22 protein-coding genes and 1 pseudogene are annotated in these 20,085 nt (G+C 40.9%); 3 read left to right on the top strand and 20 right to left on the bottom strand.

What is annotated here, in order from left to right:
- Positions 1–330: 330 nt before the first annotated feature.
- From MKY46_RS09750 to MKY46_RS09740, 3 genes are read right to left on the bottom strand one after another with little or no spacing between them, the layout of a single operon-like run.
- Positions 331–750, bottom strand: coding sequence for a DUF1801 domain-containing protein (locus tag MKY46_RS09750; RefSeq protein ID WP_036129019.1), 420 nt, complete (start codon positions 748–750; stop codon positions 331–333).
- Between the two features lie 41 nt (positions 751–791).
- On the bottom strand, positions 792–2,603 hold the full coding sequence (locus MKY46_RS09745; RefSeq protein WP_340834051.1) for an ABC transporter ATP-binding protein: 1,812 nt from the start codon (positions 2,601–2,603) through the stop codon (positions 792–794).
- Positions 2,600–4,333 (bottom strand): ABC transporter ATP-binding protein, encoded by a 1,734-nt coding sequence (locus MKY46_RS09740; protein WP_340834050.1) that lies wholly within the window; start codon positions 4,331–4,333, stop codon positions 2,600–2,602. Before MKY46_RS09740 ends, MKY46_RS09745 begins: the two co-directional genes overlap by 4 nt.
- Before the next feature lie 207 nt (positions 4,334–4,540).
- Between MKY46_RS09740 and MKY46_RS09735 the strand changes: the two are divergent.
- Positions 4,541–4,669, top strand: a pseudogene (locus tag MKY46_RS09735) (daunorubicin/doxorubicin resistance ABC transporter ATP-binding protein DrrA); the annotation flags it as partial.
- A 199-nt stretch (positions 4,670–4,868) separates the two neighbouring features.
- On the opposite strand, the gene MKY46_RS09730 reads toward MKY46_RS09735, so the two are convergent.
- The 14 genes from MKY46_RS09730 to MKY46_RS09665 all read right to left on the bottom strand — a co-directional run bounded on the left by MKY46_RS09730 (position 4,869) and on the right by MKY46_RS09665 (position 15,195).
- The gene (locus MKY46_RS09730) at positions 4,869–5,552 is read right to left on the bottom strand and encodes a hypothetical protein (protein WP_340834049.1); all 684 of its coding nucleotides are present in this window, start codon (positions 5,550–5,552) and stop codon (positions 4,869–4,871) included.
- Positions 5,549–6,043, bottom strand: a complete 495-nt coding sequence (locus MKY46_RS09725) for an ECF transporter S component (protein ID WP_058845017.1) — start codon at positions 6,041–6,043, stop codon at positions 5,549–5,551. The genes MKY46_RS09730 and MKY46_RS09725 overlap by 4 nt, the downstream gene beginning before the upstream one ends.
- Before the next feature lie 32 nt (positions 6,044–6,075).
- On the bottom strand, positions 6,076–6,468 hold the full coding sequence (locus MKY46_RS09720; RefSeq protein WP_036129029.1) for a bifunctional adenosylcobinamide kinase/adenosylcobinamide-phosphate guanylyltransferase: 393 nt from the start codon (positions 6,466–6,468) through the stop codon (positions 6,076–6,078).
- Positions 6,420–7,016 (bottom strand): histidine phosphatase family protein, encoded by a 597-nt coding sequence (locus tag MKY46_RS09715; protein WP_036129031.1) that lies wholly within the window; start codon positions 7,014–7,016, stop codon positions 6,420–6,422. Before MKY46_RS09715 ends, MKY46_RS09720 begins: the two co-directional genes overlap by 49 nt.
- Positions 6,989–7,765 carry an adenosylcobinamide-GDP ribazoletransferase gene (cobS, locus tag MKY46_RS09710; protein ID WP_036129034.1) on the bottom strand — a complete coding sequence of 259 codons (777 nt, stop codon included), beginning with the start codon at positions 7,763–7,765 and terminating at the stop codon, positions 6,989–6,991. The genes MKY46_RS09715 and cobS overlap by 28 nt, the downstream gene beginning before the upstream one ends.
- A 21-nt stretch (positions 7,766–7,786) precedes the next feature.
- A complete protein-coding gene (locus MKY46_RS09705; RefSeq protein ID WP_058845016.1) occupies positions 7,787–8,362 on the bottom strand; it encodes a bifunctional adenosylcobinamide kinase/adenosylcobinamide-phosphate guanylyltransferase in 576 nt (191 codons plus the stop codon).
- A 13-nt stretch (positions 8,363–8,375) separates the two neighbouring features.
- Entirely contained in the window at positions 8,376–8,984 is a 609-nt protein-coding gene (locus tag MKY46_RS09700; protein WP_036117334.1) for a histidine phosphatase family protein, read from the bottom strand.
- Positions 8,981–10,075 carry a pyridoxal phosphate-dependent aminotransferase gene (locus MKY46_RS09695; RefSeq protein WP_036117332.1) on the bottom strand — a complete coding sequence of 365 codons (1,095 nt, stop codon included), beginning with the start codon at positions 10,073–10,075 and terminating at the stop codon, positions 8,981–8,983. The genes MKY46_RS09700 and MKY46_RS09695 overlap by 4 nt, the downstream gene beginning before the upstream one ends.
- A complete protein-coding gene (gene cbiB, locus MKY46_RS09690; RefSeq protein WP_036117330.1) occupies positions 10,062–11,018 on the bottom strand; it encodes an adenosylcobinamide-phosphate synthase CbiB in 957 nt (318 codons plus the stop codon). Before cbiB ends, MKY46_RS09695 begins: the two co-directional genes overlap by 14 nt.
- On the bottom strand, positions 11,018–11,698 hold the full coding sequence (locus MKY46_RS09685; protein WP_036117329.1) for an adenosylcobinamide amidohydrolase: 681 nt from the start codon (positions 11,696–11,698) through the stop codon (positions 11,018–11,020). The genes cbiB and MKY46_RS09685 overlap by 1 nt, the downstream gene beginning before the upstream one ends.
- 203 nt (positions 11,699–11,901) lie before the next feature.
- The gene (locus tag MKY46_RS09680) at positions 11,902–12,087 is read right to left on the bottom strand and encodes a hypothetical protein (RefSeq protein WP_036117327.1); all 186 of its coding nucleotides are present in this window, start codon (positions 12,085–12,087) and stop codon (positions 11,902–11,904) included.
- A gap of 102 nt (positions 12,088–12,189) precedes the next feature.
- On the bottom strand, positions 12,190–13,551 hold the full coding sequence (locus MKY46_RS09675) for an aspartate kinase (RefSeq protein WP_036117325.1): 1,362 nt from the start codon (positions 13,549–13,551) through the stop codon (positions 12,190–12,192).
- 377 nt (positions 13,552–13,928) lie between these two features.
- Complete coding sequence (locus tag MKY46_RS09670; protein WP_340834047.1) at positions 13,929–14,327, bottom strand: hypothetical protein; 399 nt, start codon at positions 14,325–14,327, stop codon at positions 13,929–13,931.
- A gap of 115 nt (positions 14,328–14,442) precedes the next feature.
- Positions 14,443–15,195, bottom strand: coding sequence for a glucose 1-dehydrogenase (locus MKY46_RS09665; RefSeq protein WP_036117323.1), 753 nt, complete (start codon positions 15,193–15,195; stop codon positions 14,443–14,445).
- 203 nt (positions 15,196–15,398) lie between these two features.
- On the opposite strand from MKY46_RS09665, the gene MKY46_RS09660 reads away from it, so the two are divergent.
- Positions 15,399–16,010, top strand: a complete 612-nt coding sequence (locus tag MKY46_RS09660) for a TetR/AcrR family transcriptional regulator (RefSeq protein ID WP_036117321.1) — start codon at positions 15,399–15,401, stop codon at positions 16,008–16,010.
- Between the two features lie 43 nt (positions 16,011–16,053).
- On the opposite strand, the gene MKY46_RS09655 is transcribed toward MKY46_RS09660, so the two are convergent.
- Positions 16,054–16,512 carry a VOC family protein gene (locus MKY46_RS09655; RefSeq protein ID WP_036117320.1) on the bottom strand — a complete coding sequence of 153 codons (459 nt, stop codon included), beginning with the start codon at positions 16,510–16,512 and terminating at the stop codon, positions 16,054–16,056.
- Positions 16,513–16,623: 111 nt separating this feature from the next.
- On the opposite strand from MKY46_RS09655, the gene MKY46_RS09650 reads away from it, so the two are divergent.
- Positions 16,624–17,571: a helix-turn-helix transcriptional regulator gene (locus MKY46_RS09650; RefSeq protein WP_340834045.1), complete on the top strand. Its 948-nt coding sequence runs from the start codon at positions 16,624–16,626 to the stop codon at positions 17,569–17,571.
- A gap of 146 nt (positions 17,572–17,717) precedes the next feature.
- Here the strand turns inward: MKY46_RS09650 and MKY46_RS09645 are convergent, their stop codons facing one another.
- Together MKY46_RS09645 and MKY46_RS23795 are read right to left on the bottom strand one after the other, a co-directional pair.
- A complete protein-coding gene (locus MKY46_RS09645; RefSeq protein WP_340812691.1) occupies positions 17,718–19,196 on the bottom strand; it encodes a type IA DNA topoisomerase in 1,479 nt (492 codons plus the stop codon).
- A 757-nt stretch (positions 19,197–19,953) separates the two neighbouring features.
- Positions 19,954–20,052 carry a topoisomerase C-terminal repeat-containing protein gene (locus MKY46_RS23795; protein WP_445299960.1) on the bottom strand — a complete coding sequence of 33 codons (99 nt, stop codon included), beginning with the start codon at positions 20,050–20,052 and terminating at the stop codon, positions 19,954–19,956.
- Between the last annotated feature and the right edge of the window lie 33 nt (positions 20,053–20,085).

Genomic DNA, 20,085 nt, shown 5'->3' with positions numbered 1-20,085 from the left:
ATCTGACCCCGATTGAATATCGACACCAGATGGCTAAATAGCTTTGAACGATTCATTTTATTCCAATAGTAAAATCATTAGTAGTATAATAGGACACTGTTAAAGCATTTGGACTAGCTATCTCTAAATATCATCTGTTTACTTTTTTTAACTTCTCTGTAATATCTAGTATTACTGCTCTTACCACTTCCTTTTATTTAAATACAATGAAGGCCGCAATAATGTTACACCCTCTTTTTTGTTAGTATTTTTAGACGTCTCCTGTATATATACGTTGCAGTGATTCCATCAAAAAAACTGCCTACATTGAGATAGGCAGCTTTCTTAGTATTAAGCATCTGGATAGTTTTTTTGTACAAAGTCGATGGTTTGTTGTATAAGGGCTTTTAGGATGTCTTCATCCACATCCGCAAGCTTATTAATATACACGCAGGCTTTCCCCGTTGTGTGCTTGCCAAAGTGCTGTAATAGCTGCTCTCGCTCATCACCTGGGGCGAAATACAGGCTAATTTTTGCTTTGCGTGGGGAATAGCCAACACGGGGTGCATCCCCTTCATGGCCTGTTTTGTATTTATAATGATAGCTACCAAAGCCGATAATACTCGGTCCCCACATTTTGGCTTCATAGCCTGTGACCTCTGTAAAAATGTCCAATAACCGAAAGGCGTCTTCTCGTTTTTGTGGATGGTCCACATTTTCAATAAATTCAATGACACTTGCATCTGTTTCTTTCATTTTTAATTCATACATGTCTATCCCTCGCTTTCTGGAAGATGTACCTTTATTATTCCCTATTCTACCTGCTCTAACAATAATTTTTGCTGGAGATGACGATAAATGCCCTGCTGCTGCATTAACGTTTGGTGATTACCTTGCTCGACAATTTCCCCCTGTTGAATGACGAGAATTTGATTGGCATTCTCGATTGTTTTTAAACGATGGGCTATAACAAAGCTTGTGCGTCCCTGCATTAAATGCTGTAAGCCTTTTTGAATATCGACCTCTGTTTGCGTATCCACACTCGATGTCGCTTCGTCCAAAATTAAAATATCAGCATTCTCTAAAATAGCACGAGCAATGGCGATGAGCTGGCGTTGTCCCTGACTTAAATTAGCGCCACCTGCCTGCACAGGTGTATCGTATTGGGCTGGTAAATATTTAATAAAGTGATGGGCATTCGCAATTTTCGCCGCTTCCACGACCTCTTCATCTGTGGCATCTAGCTTCCCAAAGCGAATGTTTTCACGAATGGTGCCAGAGAACAAATACGTGTCCTGTAAAACTACGCCTACTCTTTGGCGAATGGTCGCCATTTGATAGTGTTCAATATTGTGCCCATCAATCAAAATTTCCCCTTGATCCACGTCATAGAAACGCGTCAGTAAATTAATAATCGTCGTTTTCCCTGAGCCTGTCGGACCAACAAGAGCGATGGTCTCTCCTGCCTTGGCATGGAAGTGAATATTTTTTAACACAGGCTTATTTGGCTCATAGCTAAAAGATACTTGCTGGAAAATAACATCCCCATTGAGCGATGCTGCCTCGATGGCATGAGGCTGATCTGCTACCTCGGATGGTTCATCTAGAATCTCAAACACACGCTCTGCACCAGCAATGGCCGACTGAAAGGTATTTAACAGATTCGATAACTGATTAAGCGGACGGAAAAATTGCCGTGTATACGTCACGAAGGCGGCAATGATCCCAACTGTAATGATGCTCTTCACGGCTAAAAAGGCACCCGTTCCAATAACGACAGCTAAGCCCAAGTTATTCATAAAGTTATTAATCGGTCCTAATAAGCCAGAGGTAATTTCTGCTCGTTGGGCGGAATTTCGCAGATTTTCGTTTTGCTGATGAAACGTATCAATCGTTTGCTGCTCCTTCCCAAAAAGCATGAGGACCTCCGCACCCGTAATCATTTCCTCAATATAGCCGTTCAGCCTGCCAAGATCCCGTTGCCTTGCTGCATAATTTTTACTACTGCGCTTAATAATTTGCTTGGTTGTGAACACAATAAGCGGAATAATAATCAATGTCACAATGGCTAACTGCCAGCTCAATGTGAACATCGCGATACTGACACCAATGACAGTTAAAATAGATGACACGATTTGCGTCACACTTTGCGCAAGGGCCGTATTTAAATTATCAATATCATTTGTGACACGGCTCATTAAATCACCAAGTGCACGCTGATCAAAAAATCGTAATGTGAGCGTTTGAAGCTTATGAAACAGTTCCAGCCGCAATGTCCGAATTGTTTTCATCGCCACATGAATCATGACATAGGTTTGCAGCCATGTCAGAATAGATGCTACTGTAAAAATAACAGCTAAGATGATACCTAAACGGATCGTGCCGTCGATATCCTTTTTCATAATATAATCATCAATAATATGCCCAATCAAATAGGGCCCTGCTAGACTTAAAAAGGTAGAAGCAACGACAAAAAAGATGGCTAAAAACATCCCTATTTTTTGCTGTTTGACATAATGCCATATTCGGAACAGTGTTGCTCTTTGATTTTTCGCCTTCTCAGATGGCCCTCCGATACGTGGGCCACGTCCAAAATTCATTTGCTTTGGTTGATTTTGACTCATTCCTGTTCACCAACCTTTTGCTGCGACGCATAAATGGCTTGATAATGCGTATTGGCTTGTAGTAACTGCTGATGGGTTCCTTGCCCAACAATATCGCCATCCTCTAAGACCAAAATCATATCAGCCTGCTGTATCGAGGCAATTTTCGACGCTACGATCAATGTCGTTGTGTCTTGATACTGTGTGGCAATAGCCTGCTGCACATGCTGCTCCGACGCACTATCGAGCGCGGAGGTAGTATCATCTAGCACTAGAATGGCAGGCTTACGAATAAATGCACGACTTAAAGCAAGGCGCTGCTTTTGCCCGCCCGATAAATTTGTAGCTCCCTGTGACAATTCATGGGCTAAGCCTTTATCAAGTCGCTCCACAAATTCACTCGCACAGGCTGCCTCTATTGCCTGTTGTATTTCCTCGGCTGTCGCTTCATCCTTGCCGAGTCGAATATTTTCTTCAATCGTTCCAGAAAACAATAACGCTTTTTGGGAGGTAAAGCCGATATGCGTACGTAATGTTGCGAGGGCATACGATTTGAGTGGTCTGCCATCTAGGCGAATTTCACCATCTGTTGGATCAAATAAGCGAGGAAGCAGCTTTACTAGCGTTGATTTGCCACTACCTGTTTTTCCAATGATGCCTACCGTTTGCCCAGGCTTTACAGAAAACGAAATTTTTTTGAGGACATCCTCTGCTGTATCATAGTATCGATAGCTCACCTGATCGAAGTCAATCGCACCTTGTATGGATGCAGAAATCGCCTGTTCCGATTCCTTCACCGCAATGTCTTTATTTAAAATATCCACAATCCGTTCGCCTGAAGGCAATGCTCGTGCAATTTGCATTAGCACCATACTAGAAGACATTAAGCCATTTAAAATAATCGTTAAATAGTTGATAAACGCCAGAATGACCCCAACTTTCAAAGTACCCGCCTCTACCTTAATGGCCCCAAGCCAAAGTGCTGCTACAATGCCCAGATTGACAATAAACATCGTAAAGGGCACAAGTACCCCTACGATTTGCTCTGCAGTGATGAAACGCTTTGTCAGCGCCTCATTTAATTCTCCAAAATGTGCCACCTGCTGTGTCTCACGACGAAACGCTTTGACCACACGAATACCCGCCAAATTTTCCTGTAGCTTCGTATTGACCCCATCAATCGCCTCCTGAACACGACGATACAGCACACCTGAATACTTCGTAAAAAAATACATGGCGATCATCAACAACGGCACGATAATGAGAAGGATGGAAAAAAGCTCACGCGCTGTCACAAACACGATAATCACTGCTCCGATAAAAAGCAAAGGCCCACGCACAAAAATCCGTAGCGTCATCATAAATGCGCGCTGAATACTTTCCACATCACTTGTTAAAATCGTAATCAGCTTCCCTGTCGTAAACGCATCCCGCTCCTTGGCTGAATACGTCATCATCTTCTCATAAAGAGCCTGTCGAACATCCGATGCAAAATGAATCGCAGCCTTCGAGCTGTAGTACGAGCAACCGACTCCACCAATAAGCCCCAGCACTGCGCTACCAAGCATCCAGACAAACATAGTCAATACATAACGATTATCCCCATTGACAATCCCTGTATCAATCATATGCTGCATGATGGTTGGCTGAATTAAATCCATTGTCACCTCTAGCACCATCAATAACGGCGCAATCAAAGTGAAAAATTTATAAGGCCCCAAATACTGCCCTAACTGTTTAACTACCTGCATACATTCGTCTCCGTTCTATTTAAATCCCATTCGTTCCTCATTATAACTGAAAATCATTCCCATTTGGCAATAATTTTTCGGGTCTCGTAATATTTACAACCCTATCAATCATTTAAGTTAGGTAGCTATCTAGCATATTTTTAGCCAGTTAATATTCAGTTCATAAATGTCATGTATGATCTGTTTGTAGATATAAGGGGAAATTCCATGGGAGCATCACTAGCAACGAATGTCGAGTGGGCAATTGAAGCCAATCGTTTGGTTAAGCTTTTTGGAAATAATCGTGCTGTTGATGGTGTCGATCTGAACGTTCGTGCTGGAAGCATTTACGGTGTGTAGTGATGGTGGCAACCTTGGCCCCTCTCACAATACGTGCTTATATGCGCAGGACATAAACCTTGAAAATAAAAGCTTTGTAAAAAACAAGGGAACGCCCAGATGTGGACGTTCCCATTGTTATGCCAATAAAGCTGCGTTTTCCTGGCCATGCTCCTTGCATTTTACTTAGGATGACCATTGCTCGAAGCAAGCTCTGTTACAGTGTAATGATGCGTAGTTTTTCGAAGTTTCGCAGGAAAAGCTTTTGTGCCTGTTGCTCTTTATTAGGATCAATGCCTAGCAAAATGACCGTGCAGGGCCCTGCGGATTTTGTACAATCAATAGAACTTTCAACACGCTGCCCCCTAAATAGACGGGCGAATTCTCCTTGCAGCCCCTTTGATCCAACAGGCCATACTTGCTGAACCATTTCCGCTCGCCATGCCTGAAAAATTGGCTGCAACTGTGCAACATCTTCAGGCTGAGCCAACACTTCCTCGCCCACAAGTGGCAAGCCATAGGTGTACCAGCTAAGCTGTTCATGGTCAAATGCACAGCGCTGTTGGCCCTCCCCTAGCATCGTAATAGCTAAACCTGACTGCAGTGTGGGCATATTGGATTCTGTACTACCTGCAATGGCTGGACATGTAAGACCCGCCTCTTCAAACACTTGCTGAATGCCTTTCTCATAGCGTGACCATGCGGCATCACCAGAAAAATTAGCAAGCAGTATTTGGATGGGCAATGCCTGCGCGGCAAGCTGCTCTAAAAACGATACACGTGCCGTCATATAGGCTGTCAATTGATCGGATGCAGACACAATATCCTGAGGTTTTTCTCCAATGGCTGCCGCATTATCCATTGTCGCAACCAACGAGCCTACTTTCATCGCATTTCTCACTGCACACGACCTTCCTTACGCACAAAAACCTTTGACAAAACGGGCATAACTACAGCGACAATCACTAAATTGATTACCGTTGCCATCAAAATACTCCCTAACGCTCCCCAGAAAAATGCTGGGCTAATAATAAAATAAAACGGAAGTGGCGCCACAATGCCGTTTAATACTAGGGCAACGGGCCATTTCCAAAAATGCATGCCTTTTTTATGCATCACACCAAAGATCCAGACAACCATCAACATTTCTACGGCAATTAGTAGATGTAGAGGACCTAGTGGAAATCCAGCCGTGAGCGCTGTAATAAAATGACCGATCAGCCCAGCGACACCTGCTAGTAGCGGTGATAAAAAGACAACCCCTAAAAAGGCTGGAGCCGAGTCTAGAGCCGCCGTTGAAATAAATGTTGGCACTTTAATCATTGCCCCTACAGCACAAATGGCCGCTACCATTGCCGTCAATATCCATTTCCTTAATCTTTGTCGTTCCATGCCTTCTCCTCTTTTCTATCTGAGTGTTTACCTTATTTCAGCTGTTCAGCCAATCCATACCAAATTCGTACAACTTGCTCTGCTTCCTTGAACAAAGCTTGGTATAAACGACCACATGAATCTCTTAGTAGACGTGCTTGCTTTTCCATCGGCACAACACCACGCCCCATATCCGTGACAATGAGCACTAATCTACATTGTTGTTCCAATGTCTGTACTGTTGCTAGCACCGTTTGAACCACTTGTTCATCTTCCTCCAAATTTTGTGTCACGAGCCATTTTTCTAAATTTTTTATGACGAGGACATCACAGGCTGGTGCCACCTCTGGTAATTCGCCATCAAGCATTACCATCTGATGCTGTTCATACAAACCCTTCACATAGTCGGTTTTGCCGTTATAGGCGCCTCCGATAAAGACATGCATCTTGCTCCCTCCTCCCAAGCCTTTCTTGAAAACGTTAAAACAAATTGTTTGTCATGTGGCACTTGATAGGACCAAAAAGGCTGCTCTGTTGGGGCAAAAGCAACGAGTAACGCACGAATGACCCCGCCATGAACAACTAAATAATAATGATCCTCATCCTTTGGTAAATGGTTGAAGCCGTCTATAACACGCGTTACAAAATCATCAAACGCTTCGCCTTGTGGTGGGGGCGTGTGAATCGGATCGTCAAGCCATGCACAATAATGGGCATTCATTTTTAACTCCTCATAAGTTTGTCCTTCAAACGCACCAAAGTTTGTCTCACGAAAGCGTGGCTCTGTCTGGTAGCTTGCATTCGGAAAATAATGAGCCGCTGTTTCTCGGCAGCGTAGTAAATCACTGCCATAAACCTTATCGACATTCGCATCTACAACAGCAAGCTTGGTTGTCGCTGCTAATGGTGCGTCCGTCCAACCAAGATAGCGCTTTTCTAAATTTTCTTTCGTTGGTGCATGCCTCATTAAGCACACAGTAACAATGTCACCCATAGCACAACCTCCATCCCTTCAATCGATGCACCTAGTAAATCACCTGATACGCCACCAAAATTACGCAACGTAAATTGGCGAAAAATAAAAAGCGCAATGGCTAAAACGATCACTAATATAATGGGTAGCAGAGAGAACTCAGTAAAGACAAATACAGCCGTTATAGCTAAGAGGAGCGATAACAGCAACCATATTTGCAGTAGCTTGGCATTAATATGAGACTTAAAAAAATAGGCAAGACCTTTTTCCTTGGAGCAGTGGAGTGACATAAAATAAAAGCTCATACCCACCCTCGTTAGAAATGGCACAAATAACACCATCCATAAAGCGAATTGCTGCTGTACAAATAGCTCATGTAGAATGACAAATTTACCCATTAATAAAAACACGACAGACAATACCCCGAATGCCCCTACACGAGGATCATCTAAAATCTCCAATCGTTTCTCTCGATCTCGATAAGAAAAATAGGCATCGCCCATATCGATAAAGCCATCTAAATGTAAACCACCTGTCCATAAAGCAAATAGCCCTATGACAATAAAAGCTAGCATCACTTCACTGCTTGCGGTCCACTGCGTGAGACTATACAGCACGGCTGCCACCGTCGTCCCCATCAAAGCCCCTATCCACGGTAAGCAAGCGAACATGCCTGTGATGGTGAACCTCGTTAATGGTAACTCTTTATGTACTGGCAAAACCGTAAAAAATTGAAATGCCAATAGCAGGCTATGCCAAAAATTTTTCATCGTCTTGCCCTCTTTCTCGATTTATTTCCACCTCTTCACAATACCGTCATTCATCTCATAGGCCTCCTGTGCCATTGCAACGAACCATTGATGGAATTGTCCGAGTGTTCGTCGGTATAATTCTACTTCATCACTATTATAAGGTGGCTCATCAAAAAGTTCATTGGAGACAACAAAAAAAGTCATGTTCTTCTTTAGTAGTGACTGAATAGCCTGTTTAACAACCTGTAGCTTATTTTCTAAACACCCAGGCCGTTGTACACACGGTGTCCCACTGTCATAGCCTTCATAAAAAGCATTGGTCAGCCAAGTTGTGACGCAATCCCACAGCACCACATCCCCATCTTGAAGTGTCTCAAACACCTCTGCTATCGCATATGGGGCCTCCACCGTCAGCCATTGGATAGGCTGTGCCTGTCGATCTGCCTGATGACGATGAATCCGCTTCTCCATTTCACGATCTACAGCAAGACCAGAAGCCAAATATATCAAGCGTTTTGCAGTATTAAACTGCGCTTGATATTGCTGCATCGCTGCTTTCTCAGCAAAATGAGATTTACCACTACGCACACCACCTGTAATAAAAATGAGTGGCATTTTCAGGCACCTCCTATTGTAAATGATGCAAATTACCGATATCTTGGACAAGCCATTGTTGAGCTTGTCGTTCAATCACTGTTACACTCGTCCCATGAATATATGGCGCTGTCCACAGCTCACTAATGCTACGCTGTAAAATAGCGTTGATAATACATTTAATGGTGACGGCATGAGAGACAATAAGGATTGATTCATCCCGATATTGGGCTGCTATTTTTTTGAGTGTAAACATCGCTCTTTCTGTCACAGCGCCGAAGCTTTCGGTATGAGTAGCAATAAACTGTGCTGGATAGTTTGTATATAGCTCATAATTCAGCCTATCTGTCGCTAGTATATCCCCGATGGTATGACCTTGCCATTCCCCTAAATAGATTTCTCGTAAATCATCTTCATAGGCAATAGGCAGCTGGCGATTGGCTGTGAGAATAGCCATCGTCTCCCTCGCACGACCACTTGAGCTACAATAAGCAGCAGCAAATGGGATCTGTTGCAGTTGCTTGTGTAGCCGTTCAGCCGCTGCTCTACCGTTTTCTGTTAATGGTGAATCCAGCCACCCCTGTAGTCGTTGCTCTTGATTCCATTGTGTTTCCCCATGTCTTACTAGATAAAAAGTTGTCACTTTTCTCTCCCCTTATTTGCGCTAAACCAAGCTTGCAGACAATTATGTAAAGAAGTCATGGCCGCAATATCTTTTATTCCAATACGGAACCATTCACCCTGTAAACCTTGAAAATTTTTCGTATGACGCAGAACAATACCTTGTGCTAGACAATAGGTGAAAAAGGTATCTGCCTGCTGTGTTTTTGGTAGTGAGAAGCACACATAATTGGTAACGCTATTGGTTACTTGACAGCCATTTTCTTGTAAATAAAGATGCAGCCATTCTCTTTGCGCTGTCGCATAGCTAATGGCTTGCTGACAATAATGCTGTTCATCTAAACAGCTCGCACCAATAACAAGCGCAAAGGCATTTAAATTCCAATGAGGCAGCATGTCCTTTAAAGTGCTCACAATGGAAGCATGTGCAACTAAATAACCTAGACGTAAACCTGGAATCGCATACATTTTAGTCATCGAACGTACGACAATGACATGCGGTTGTTGTGTACTATTATGAATTAGCGAATACGCCTCATCTACCCAATCCATAAAGGCTTCATCAATGACAAGCTCACAGTTAACGGCAGCTCCATGCTCTATTAAGGCAAGTAAATCTTCTTTTTTCGGCAGGACGCCCGTCGGATTATTAGGTGTACAAATATAAACTGCGTCTGCCTCCATCATTTCATGCTGTAGCTGCTCCATAGGTAATGTGTACTCGATGAAGTCTGTCACCAAAACGGGCACAATATCAGCACCCACTGCACGCAATGTTCGCTCATATTCAGAAAAAGTCGGATGCACAATGATGACACGCTTTTTCGCATAGCGTCTTGCTAGCACACTAAAAAGCTCTGATGCCCCGTTACCTAATAGAATCGTATCCTTTGCCACTTGATGAAAAGCTGCAACCTTTGTTAAAAAGGGCTCTCCATCAGGATCTGGATAACGTTGAATTAGCGGATAAAATGTACGCCACCGTGCCTCCACAAAGGATGGCGGTCCCGCGGCATTCACATTTTCACTAAAATCATACACTACTTCAGGCATAGTTAAGCCTAATTGCTGATACACATTATGCGGATTTGCTCCGTGATTAGGTAATGGCATAAATGAACACCTCCACTGCTAGCATGACAAGCGTAAAGAGAACTGTGGCAATACGCATATGAAGAATAGATGTAGCAATATGCTCCTTTGTTAAAGGAACTAATTTTTCTCCCATAATTGCTCGATGAGAGACAACACCCTTATACGTATTTTTTCCACCGAGCTGTACACCGAGCTGCACAGCCGTCGCTGCCTCTAAATAGCCACTGTTTGGACTTGGATGCTTTTTCGCATCCTGTGCCCATCGCTTTAAACGCTTGCCAAGCGAATAATTTGTTTCATTTTTTGTGCCAAGCACAATTAGCAAGCCTGTAATACGACTTGGAATAAAATTCAGCACATCATCAAGCTTGGCAGAGAACATGCCAAAGTCTTTGTATTTTTCATTTTTATAGCCGACCATCGAATCTAATGTATTGACAGCCTTATAGCCCCATAACCCAATTGCCCCAAATAAAAAGGCATAAAAGAGCGGTGCTGTCACGCCATCGCTTGTATTCTCAGAAACCGTTTCTACCACACCACGCACAATTTCATCTTCATCCAGCTTCTCGGTATCACGTCCAACAATCCACGACAGCTTGACACGCGCTTCCGCAAAATCACCTTTGACAAGCGGCTCATAGACAGCCATTGCCGCCTCCTTCAAGCTACGCTGTGCCAGTCCAATCCCAATGAGAAGCCCTTCTACTAGAATGCCAAAAATGATACTTACCTGATAACTAAGGAGCAGAATCAATGTCACTATAAACATGGTCGTCCCAACAACAGCAAGTGCCATCACCATCCCACGCAGCTTTCGCCATTTGCCCTTATTCCATAGAGCTGTTTGCGATTGAATCAAATGTCCAATCCAGCGTACAGGATGGGAAAGCTTTGGAGGGTCTCCTACTAATAAATCGAAAACAAGCCCTATGATACAGGCAATTACGATAGCAATCATCAAGCTCTCTCCTCTTTATCTTTTTTGTATTTCCTTACAGCCTCACGCATCGTTTCATAGACGCCATAGCCAATGACCTTGCCGAGCATCGTAATGGGGCCTGCATACTGATGGTAGTCCCCCTCTTCTGTGGAGGCAATTAGCAAGCTATCGGTAGAAGTACCTGTAGCTTGCGTACCTGTTGTTGGGTCTGTAATAGCTTCATCCACTAACGCCTTCACCTTGGCTTCTGTTGTTGAAATCATTGCCTGAAATAGTGCTTCATCCGATAGCTTTCCGTTGATGAGCACCCATGTATTAATCGTCCCTGCATGGTACTGCTCCTCCCGATGAAAAGCACGTGTAATATCGACCGCATTACCTAGCCCCGCAGTAATCATAATGACAAGTTGGATGCCTTCAAATGTAAAGTCGCGAATGGTCGCAAATTGGGCCTGAACGGCCGTCATCATGGCTACAGTGTTGTGGGGCGGAAAGCCCTGTGCCTGCAAAAATTGCTGTAATTCCTGATGGGGTTGCCGTTCATCATAAGTAATGGGTACTGTTCGATTCATGAGATGCGTATAATGTCCAAAGCCTGGATTATGCATGGCGGAGGATACGACCTTCATAGGTGAAGCTGTTTGAAGAGCAACATAATGATCAAATAGTTGAATATGGTCTTTCGTCAGTATAGGCATTTCATCGCCTCCTCGCACGAGATAGTTACGGAACATAAAAAAACAAATTCTTACAAAGAAGAATTTGTACTGTCGATTCTTTATTCAAATTTGAACCTTCTGAACGTATGTACAGAATAACAACTTCATAATACTCAAATTATTTATTTTCTTTGAAATTGTATCATAACTTTGGCTATTGTCACAATTCCAATTTCAAGGCGTTATTGTTGCTTTTGTTTGAGATTTTTAAAGCGGATCACAGAGCCTATAATAATAAAGACCCAGCCAATGCCAATGTAAACAATTTTCATTGTTTTGGTCGATGACGGTAAAATATCCATAATCGTTAAACAGACAAAAAGTATCCCAAGGATGGAGAAAAGCATCCCAATTGTTAAATTCTTCACGAAAAACCCTCCCAACTTATGTACGCCCTCGATTTTACCGTATTCTAAGCAAAAAGAAAACACTAATCCAAGCAAGAAACACTTGGATTAGTGATGATTGTGTCATTTTGCTTTCGCATGAGCAAAAAACTCTTCATATAACGCTTGTAAAATACGGTTTTCATATTCCTGAAGGACCCCAAATACGAGGCTGACTTCAGAAGAACCTTGATTGATCATTTCAATATTTGCGCCAGTTTCTGAAATCGCTGTGGCAGCACGGGCAGCTAAACCTGTATTATGACGCATCCCTTCGCCAACAATCACGATCATCGAAAAACCGTGACGCATTTCTACATACTCAGCATGTAGCTCTTCTTTCACACGACTAATAATACGTGCTTCATTTTCTGGAGTTAGTTGGTTTGAACGCATGATGACAGAAATATCGTCTAAGCCAGACGGTGTGTGTTCATAAGAAATATTCTCATCTTCTAAAATTTGGAGCAGCTTTCGTCCAAAGCCTACTTCACGATTCATCAAATATTTAGAAACATATAAAGTTGAAAAGCCACTGTCTGCCGAGATTCCTGTAACGGGACGACCTGTTGCAGGACGGCTTGGTACGATACGAGTACCTGGGGCTAATGGATTATTTGTATTTTTTATGTTAACGGGCACCCCAATCTTGTAGACAGGCATTAACGCTTCATCATGGAACACTGAAAAGCCTGCATATGATAATTCGCGCATTTCGCGATACGTAATTTCTTTAATTTCCACTGGATCATTGACAACTTTCGGATTCGCAGAGAACACACAATCCACATCCGTAAAGTTTTCGTACAGCTCCGCTTCAACGGCTGCTGCTAAAATGGAACCTGTAATATCAGAGCCACCGCGGTCAAATGTTCGCAATACGCCCGCTTTAGTGTAACCGAAGAACCCTGGGAACACAATAATTTCTTTTGTATCTTTTAAAGGGGCTAAATTAGCATACGCTTCGGGTAAAGCAAATGTGCGTTCAGGCAAATCATTGACCACTAAACCTTCTTTTGGACTAATGTAGCGTGCGGGCATACCAATGGCATTAAAGTAAGCTGCTATCAGCTTGGCATTATTATCTTCACCTGCTGCTTTAATACTATCGATGAATAATTCCACGTTCGTTTTGTCACCTTGTACACGTTCACGTAAATCTTCCGCAATTACGTCACAAATGGCATGGTCTAATCCCAAACCATCTGCAATCGCTCGAAAACGATTCACAACAGTTTGCAATTTTTCTTCCGTATTCTCATGTTGTAACGCTGCATTTGCTAATTGTATTAATAGGTCTGTTACTTTTATATCGTCATCAGAACGTTTCCCTGGTGCTGAAACGGCAACAATCTTACGTGCCGGATTAGATTTCACAATGTTTGCCACTTTTTGAATTTGTTCTGCACTTGCTACAGATGTTCCACCAAATTTACACACGATCATATCTATCAAATCCTAACTTTTCAAATTAATTGTATTCCTCCAAAAAACAATTGAATGTACACAGTGTACAAATTATCGTTTCCTACGTCAATACAATTTAAAAAATTCACGCAATTTATCGAGAAATATGGACAATTTTCGTACTGTTTGATTTATTATACGGATTTCGCATGAAATAGTTAAGGTTTTTATGAATTTTTTTTCGTGACATTCACATATTCGTGAAATTTTCCATTTTGACTTTCTTCTATATAATGAAGAAAACGCTTACTCCAACTATGATATGCACAAACAGCCACTATGTTTGTGCTATTTTATATGTAAAAAAGACGACTTGAGCAGAGTTCTAACGCTTGATTTCAAGGGCGTTATCTCATTCACAGAGTTTCTTGCCCTTCCACGAGGATTCCTCGATCTTCCACGAGTATTTCTCTTCCCTCCGCGAGTATTCCTCGATCTTCCGCGAGTATTTCTCTTCCTTCCGCGAGTATTCCTCCTCCTTCCGTGAGTATTCCTCTTCCTTCCGCGAGTATTCCTCCTCCTTCCGCGAGTATTCCTCTTCCTTCCGCGAGTATTTCTCTTCCTTCCGCGAGTATTTCTCTTCCTTCCGTGAATATTTCTCTTCCTTTCGCGAGTATTCCTCTTCCTTCCGCGAGTATTCCTCCTCCTTCCGCGAGTATTTCTCTTCCTTCCGCGAGTATTTCTCTTCCTTCCGCGAGTATTCCTCCTCCTTCCGCGAGTATTCCTCCTCCTTCCGCGAGTATTCTATTAATCATTGAAGTTCTCGCTCAATTGCTTGGATGCAACAATCTTTCATGAGCAGCTGCCTTCCTCTACATAAAAAAACTAGGCTCACGTTATGTGATGCCTAGTTTTACTTGTGCTATTGGATTACATGGCTGTCCAGCCACCATCGATCACTAGCTCTGCGCCTGTCATGAAACGAGATTCGTCAGATGCTAGGAAGACTACACCATAGGCTACATCTTCCGGTTCACCGAAATATGGTAGTTGTGTGTAAGTTTGATAGAATGGTAGTGCGCCTCCCTCTACCATTGTCGGTGCTGTCATCGGTGTGACGATAATGCCTGGGTGCACAGAATTCACGCGAATTTTATCTTTGCCGTATTCGATAGCAGCCGATTTAGAAAGTACACGCAGCGCACCTTTTGCTGCTGTATAGGGGCTTGTACCAGCCATCCCAACGATTCCGCCAATGGAAGAAATATTAATGATTGAACCGCCGCCCGCTTTTTGCATTTCAGGAATCACGTATTTCATACCAATAACACAGCCATTCAGGTTGATATCCATAATTTTATTCCATTCAGCCATTTCCATGTCAGCCATCGTTTTTGGTGATGAAACGCCTGCATTGTTGACAAGAATATCGACTTTGCCGTAAGCCTTTACAGCCTCCGCAATTACTGCTTTCCACTCGTCTTCTGAAGTGACATTATGTGAAAGCCCCATAATCTCTCCACCATTTTCTTTAATTTCTTTAACTAAGTTATGCAATGGCTCGATTTGCACATCTGTTGCAATTACCTTTGCGCCTTCTTGTGCGAATAATTTTGCTTCGGATGCACCCATCCCCATCGCTGCTCCTGTAATAATTGCTACTTTTCCATTTAAACGACCCATAATAAAAACTTCCTTCCTTCTATATAAATGAACAATTCGTGAATACGTTAACAACCAGTTGTATTATCGACACCGTGTCGTTAATATAATTATAACTCGCTATTTAAAAAGGGCAAACAACACAAAAACCTGTTATGATGCTTACACAACATTCACAATAAATCTGTTGTTTAAATAGAAAATTTGATACAAGGAGCATAAAAATGTCGAAAAAAATGGACCCCCGCGTCATCCGAACACGCCAATTATTAAGAGATGCACTGGTGGAATTAATTGATGAACAAGGCTATGAGAAGATTACAGTTCAAGATATTACACAACGAGCCACATTAAATCGTGCCACTTTTTATTTACATTACCGTGATAAGCTGGACCTTCTCTATCAAAGCTCAGAAGAAACTTTGCATGAGCTTGTCAGTAGTATTCGTCCAAACTTTGAGGAGAAAAAGGATTTTGATTTATTACCAAATTATGACCAGCCTCACGAGACATTTATGCATTTATTTGAACAAATAGCGCTGAATAGTAAGCTTTATAAGGTTTATCTCACGGAAAAGAATATCCCTTATTTCTCTGATGGTTTGAAAAACATTATTATCAATTTCGTCTCAAGTGGCATTCAAATTATGGAGCCTAACGATCAAAAGCTAACAGTGCCCCGTGAGATGGCTGTACGGTTTTATGCCGCTGCCTTTCTTGAAGTGATTGTTTGGTGGTTGGAACATGATATGCCGTATACACCAAAATTTATGGCGACCCAGCTCATGCGTATTACCATTAAAGGGCCTTATATTGACAATCCCTTTGAAAAGTAAAGAAGATTTGGGTATAGGTTAAGCCCATACCCAAAGGACTTGCTTATGCGCCATTTAGTAATCTTTCATCAAACATTAATTGTATTTGAATGCCGAACGGGTCTTCGATAATGCCATAAGCTTTACTAAAAACATTACTGGATAACGGAACAATGATTCTTACTCTTTCATCTGACGTTAAGCTCTTGTAAAAATGCTCCATTTCTTCTAGGTCTGCGCTCTGTATACATAATGAGGAATGGTTTCCTACTACATAATGTTCCGTAACATCCATTGTAGCTTCTGCTAGCATTAGCTTTGTTTTGCCAATTAATAAAACAGCATGTGCTATATGCTGTTTATTTTCTTCTGTAAGACGCATTGTCTTGTCACGTTTTGCCATATCCTCATATGTCACAAGCAACAGTTCCTCCGCATTCAAATGTTCTTTGTAAAATTGGACAGCTTCTTTTGCCTTTCCGTTCATGGATAAAAAAATAGCGACTTCAAGTGTGGCACTCATCGTATCAATCTCCCTTAGTAAAATTGTTAGATAATAACTCCATTGATATTACCTAACTCTTATTTTAGAATATAAAGGTATCAAAACATGACACCTTTTAAGGAGATGACCATGAAAAAATCAGAACGACTTAATGATATGATCAGATACTTAAATGGTCGGGAATTTTTTAATTTAACAGATTTAATGACTACCTACAGCATTTCTAAAAGTACAGCGCTACGTGATGTTCATTCTTTAGAGCAATTAGGCATGCCTATTTTTGCCGAGCATGGAAGACATGGACGGTATGGCATCTTAAAAAACAGGCTATTGTCCCCTATTATTTTTACATTGGATGAGGTGTATGCTTTGTACTTTGCTATGCTCACATTAGAATCTTACCAATCAACACCTTTTCATCTAAGTGTTAATCAATTAAATGAAAAATTTGAAAGCTGTCTGTCTAAACATCAAGTAGAACAGATGCATCAAATGAAAAAAGTCCTGCAATTTGAAGCTAACCAACATCATCATATTAGTCTTTTTTTAGATAAGATTTTAATGAGTATTCTTCATGAATATAGCTGTCAATTTCAATATCAAAAAAATAATGAGCAAAAAGATTACCATGTTCAATTTTTCAAAATATCTGCTAAATTTGGGCAATGGTATGTAACTGGCATAGAAGTGGATACGAAGAAGGTGAAGGTTTTCAGATGTGATAAAATAACGTCCATTGAAGTAATAGATAGTAGCATGCACTTTTCTCTAGACGCACTAATCAATCGGTCATTAGAAATGGATCAACCAAAGAAACGTATTGCATTTGAGGTAGAAATTTCAGCACAGGCAAAGGATATTTTTTATAAAGAACATTACCCTTCTATGACACTAGAAATGGGTGATAAAACTGTAATTAAGGGCTTTTACAACCCAGGAGAAGAAACATTCATCAGCAATTATTTTATGAGGTATGGTCAGCATATTATCTCCGTGAAGCCCAAAGCATTACAACAAATAATCCAAGACCAAGTAGAGAATCTCCTTCATCACTATCAAAAATTAACCTCACATTAGCCCATAAAAAATCCCGAACTATATGATTTGACTAGCTCGGGTTTTCTGTCTATATTGCTCGATACACATAAGAGCGTTAGCAAAAACTATAAAATGAATTCAATTGATCAGTTTTTTTGCACCATAGATCATAAAGCTCCCCCGCTTTACTTTTCATTAAACTCAAATTCAATTTTCCCTTCTACCAAACGGAGTGACGCATTAAATTGTTTGCCATTCTTTGATTTAAACCCTTTCATCACAGCTGTTTTACCAATCTTACATAAATCATGAATATTCTTCTCCGTTAGTTTTTTTCCTAATAGCCTTCCTGGAAACGTTTGCTTACAACCATTTTTATAATTCGAACAACCGTAAAAACTTTTACGCAAACCTATTTTTCCAACTTTACATGTCGGACACATCACAATATCTTTCACAACAGCTGGTTTAAACTGCTCCGCTTCAATTGTAAGTGACTCTAACTGTTTAGGCACTTCCGCTATTAATTGATTAATAAACTTGCCTATGCTTTCAATGAAATGTTTGGCTGACCCTTCTCCATGACCAATTTTATGTAAATAAATTTCCCATTTTGCCGTCATCGATGGACTTGACAGTAATGTTCCTTCAATTGCTCGACATAAAAGCGCACCCTTAGACGTAATACTCACGATATTTTTTCGTACTTCAATAAATCCATGCTTTTTAATCGTCTCGATAATGCCACTACGAGTTGCTTCCGTCCCAATACCTTCAATCGACTTCAGCACCTCGATTTCCTCTTCATCCTCAACCGATTTACCACATGTTTTCATCATCGTAATGAGTTGACCTTCTGTATAAGGCTTAGGAGCCGTTGTCGTGCCTTCTAAAATAGAAACCTTACTTTGTACCATCTCATCTTGGAAAACAACAGGTAACGACTCTTCACGCTCCTGCAACTCTTTCTCATTTGAAAACAATTCTTTCCAACCTTTTACAAGCTCTGTTTTCCCTACCGTTTTAAACGCAACGTTTTTGACATTCGTTATGATCGTTTTTTCGTCGTATTGATAATCTTGGTGAAACATAGCGAGTGTCGTATTGACGATTTCAAAATAAATATTTCGTTCATCCGCATTCATGGATTGTAACGCTTTTTCTGTCGGCACTTTTTTCGTTGGGATAATAGCATAGTGCTCCCCAACGTTGGCACTATCGACGTAGCGTTTGTTATTCCCTCGGTTGATTGCATGAAATGACTTTCCCACGAGCTGCTGATAGTTGGCCAATGAGTCATTTAAATAGGCAAACTCATGATGTGTAATGAGCTGAGAATCAGTACGTGGATAAGAAACGAGCTTTTTCTCATAAAGTGATTGCGTAAGTTTCAACACATGCGATGGACTGTATTTCCAACGCTTATTGGCAGCAGCTTGTAATGTTGATAACGCATGTAGTTTAGGTGGTGCGATCCGCTTCTTTTTATTCGTTATACTTGTAATTAGACCCGTATCCAGCGGTTCAATCCCATGCTGTTGCAATAATTGCACAGCCTCTGCACGCTCTTTCGTTTTTAAATTTGCCTTCCCTTTATATATACCATTTTGTGCTTTGAAAACCCCTTCAATTTCATAAAATTTTTCAGGCTTGAAATGTTCGATTTCCTGTATACAAACATTAACAGACTTGGGGATGTTCTATACCTATTATACGACAAGGTATATCTAATTTGTTAGTTCCCCATCGTTTCTACTCGATTTTAAATGAAATTGATCCATCCAATTCTTGATGTTGTTATGAGAATTTCCTATATTAAGCACTCTACTACCGCTTTTTTATCCGGAAATGTTATATTCATTAATCTCACTGAACATAATTACATTTTTTAAGATTGATTTACACGCCTTCCTACTTAGATTTTACGGTTAAGATACATAAAAAGCGAAAATGCAATACGTAATGGCAAAGAGTCGAAAATTGGAAATATCAAGATACTTTGTAATTTAATAGTCAATGAACTTTTTACATTTTCACTTCTAGGGAGACCGATGCCAAAAGTTTTATTCACAAAATTGATTGATAAACATATAAATAGTGGCGAATACGGAATAACGCCTATCATTAATAATACTTCTAAGCTTTCTTTAGCATTTTATGAATAGGGGAAAGTAAGAACAACAACCAGCTCCATAATTATTAGTTATTCTTCAATTATTTGCAAATTACAAATAACTTTGTTAGGAAAAAGCTCAAGCAAATTGATGGTTAACAGATTTTCTATATAGTCCTCTAGCTCTTTTACTGACAGGGTACGAATTTTTACTACACTTTTTAAATTTTCATTTTTTAACACTATCTCTAGAAACAATTATTCACAATATAAAAAGCTGTTTGTACGAATACAAACCGCCTTAATTATTATTTTTTATTTACATTAAAATCAAATTCAATTTTACCTTTAACTAAACGAAGTGCAGCACTAAACTGTTTCCCACTTTTAGCTTTAAATCCTTTTATCTCTAAATTTAGATATCTTTCATTTTTACATTT

The organism is Lysinibacillus sp. FSL M8-0355, assembly GCF_038008985.1.
GTDB lineage: Bacteria > Bacillota > Bacilli > Bacillales_A > Planococcaceae > Lysinibacillus > Lysinibacillus fusiformis_D.
The sequence above is the reverse complement of the archived record's forward strand: the minus strand, read 5'-3'. Positions and strand labels throughout refer to the sequence as shown.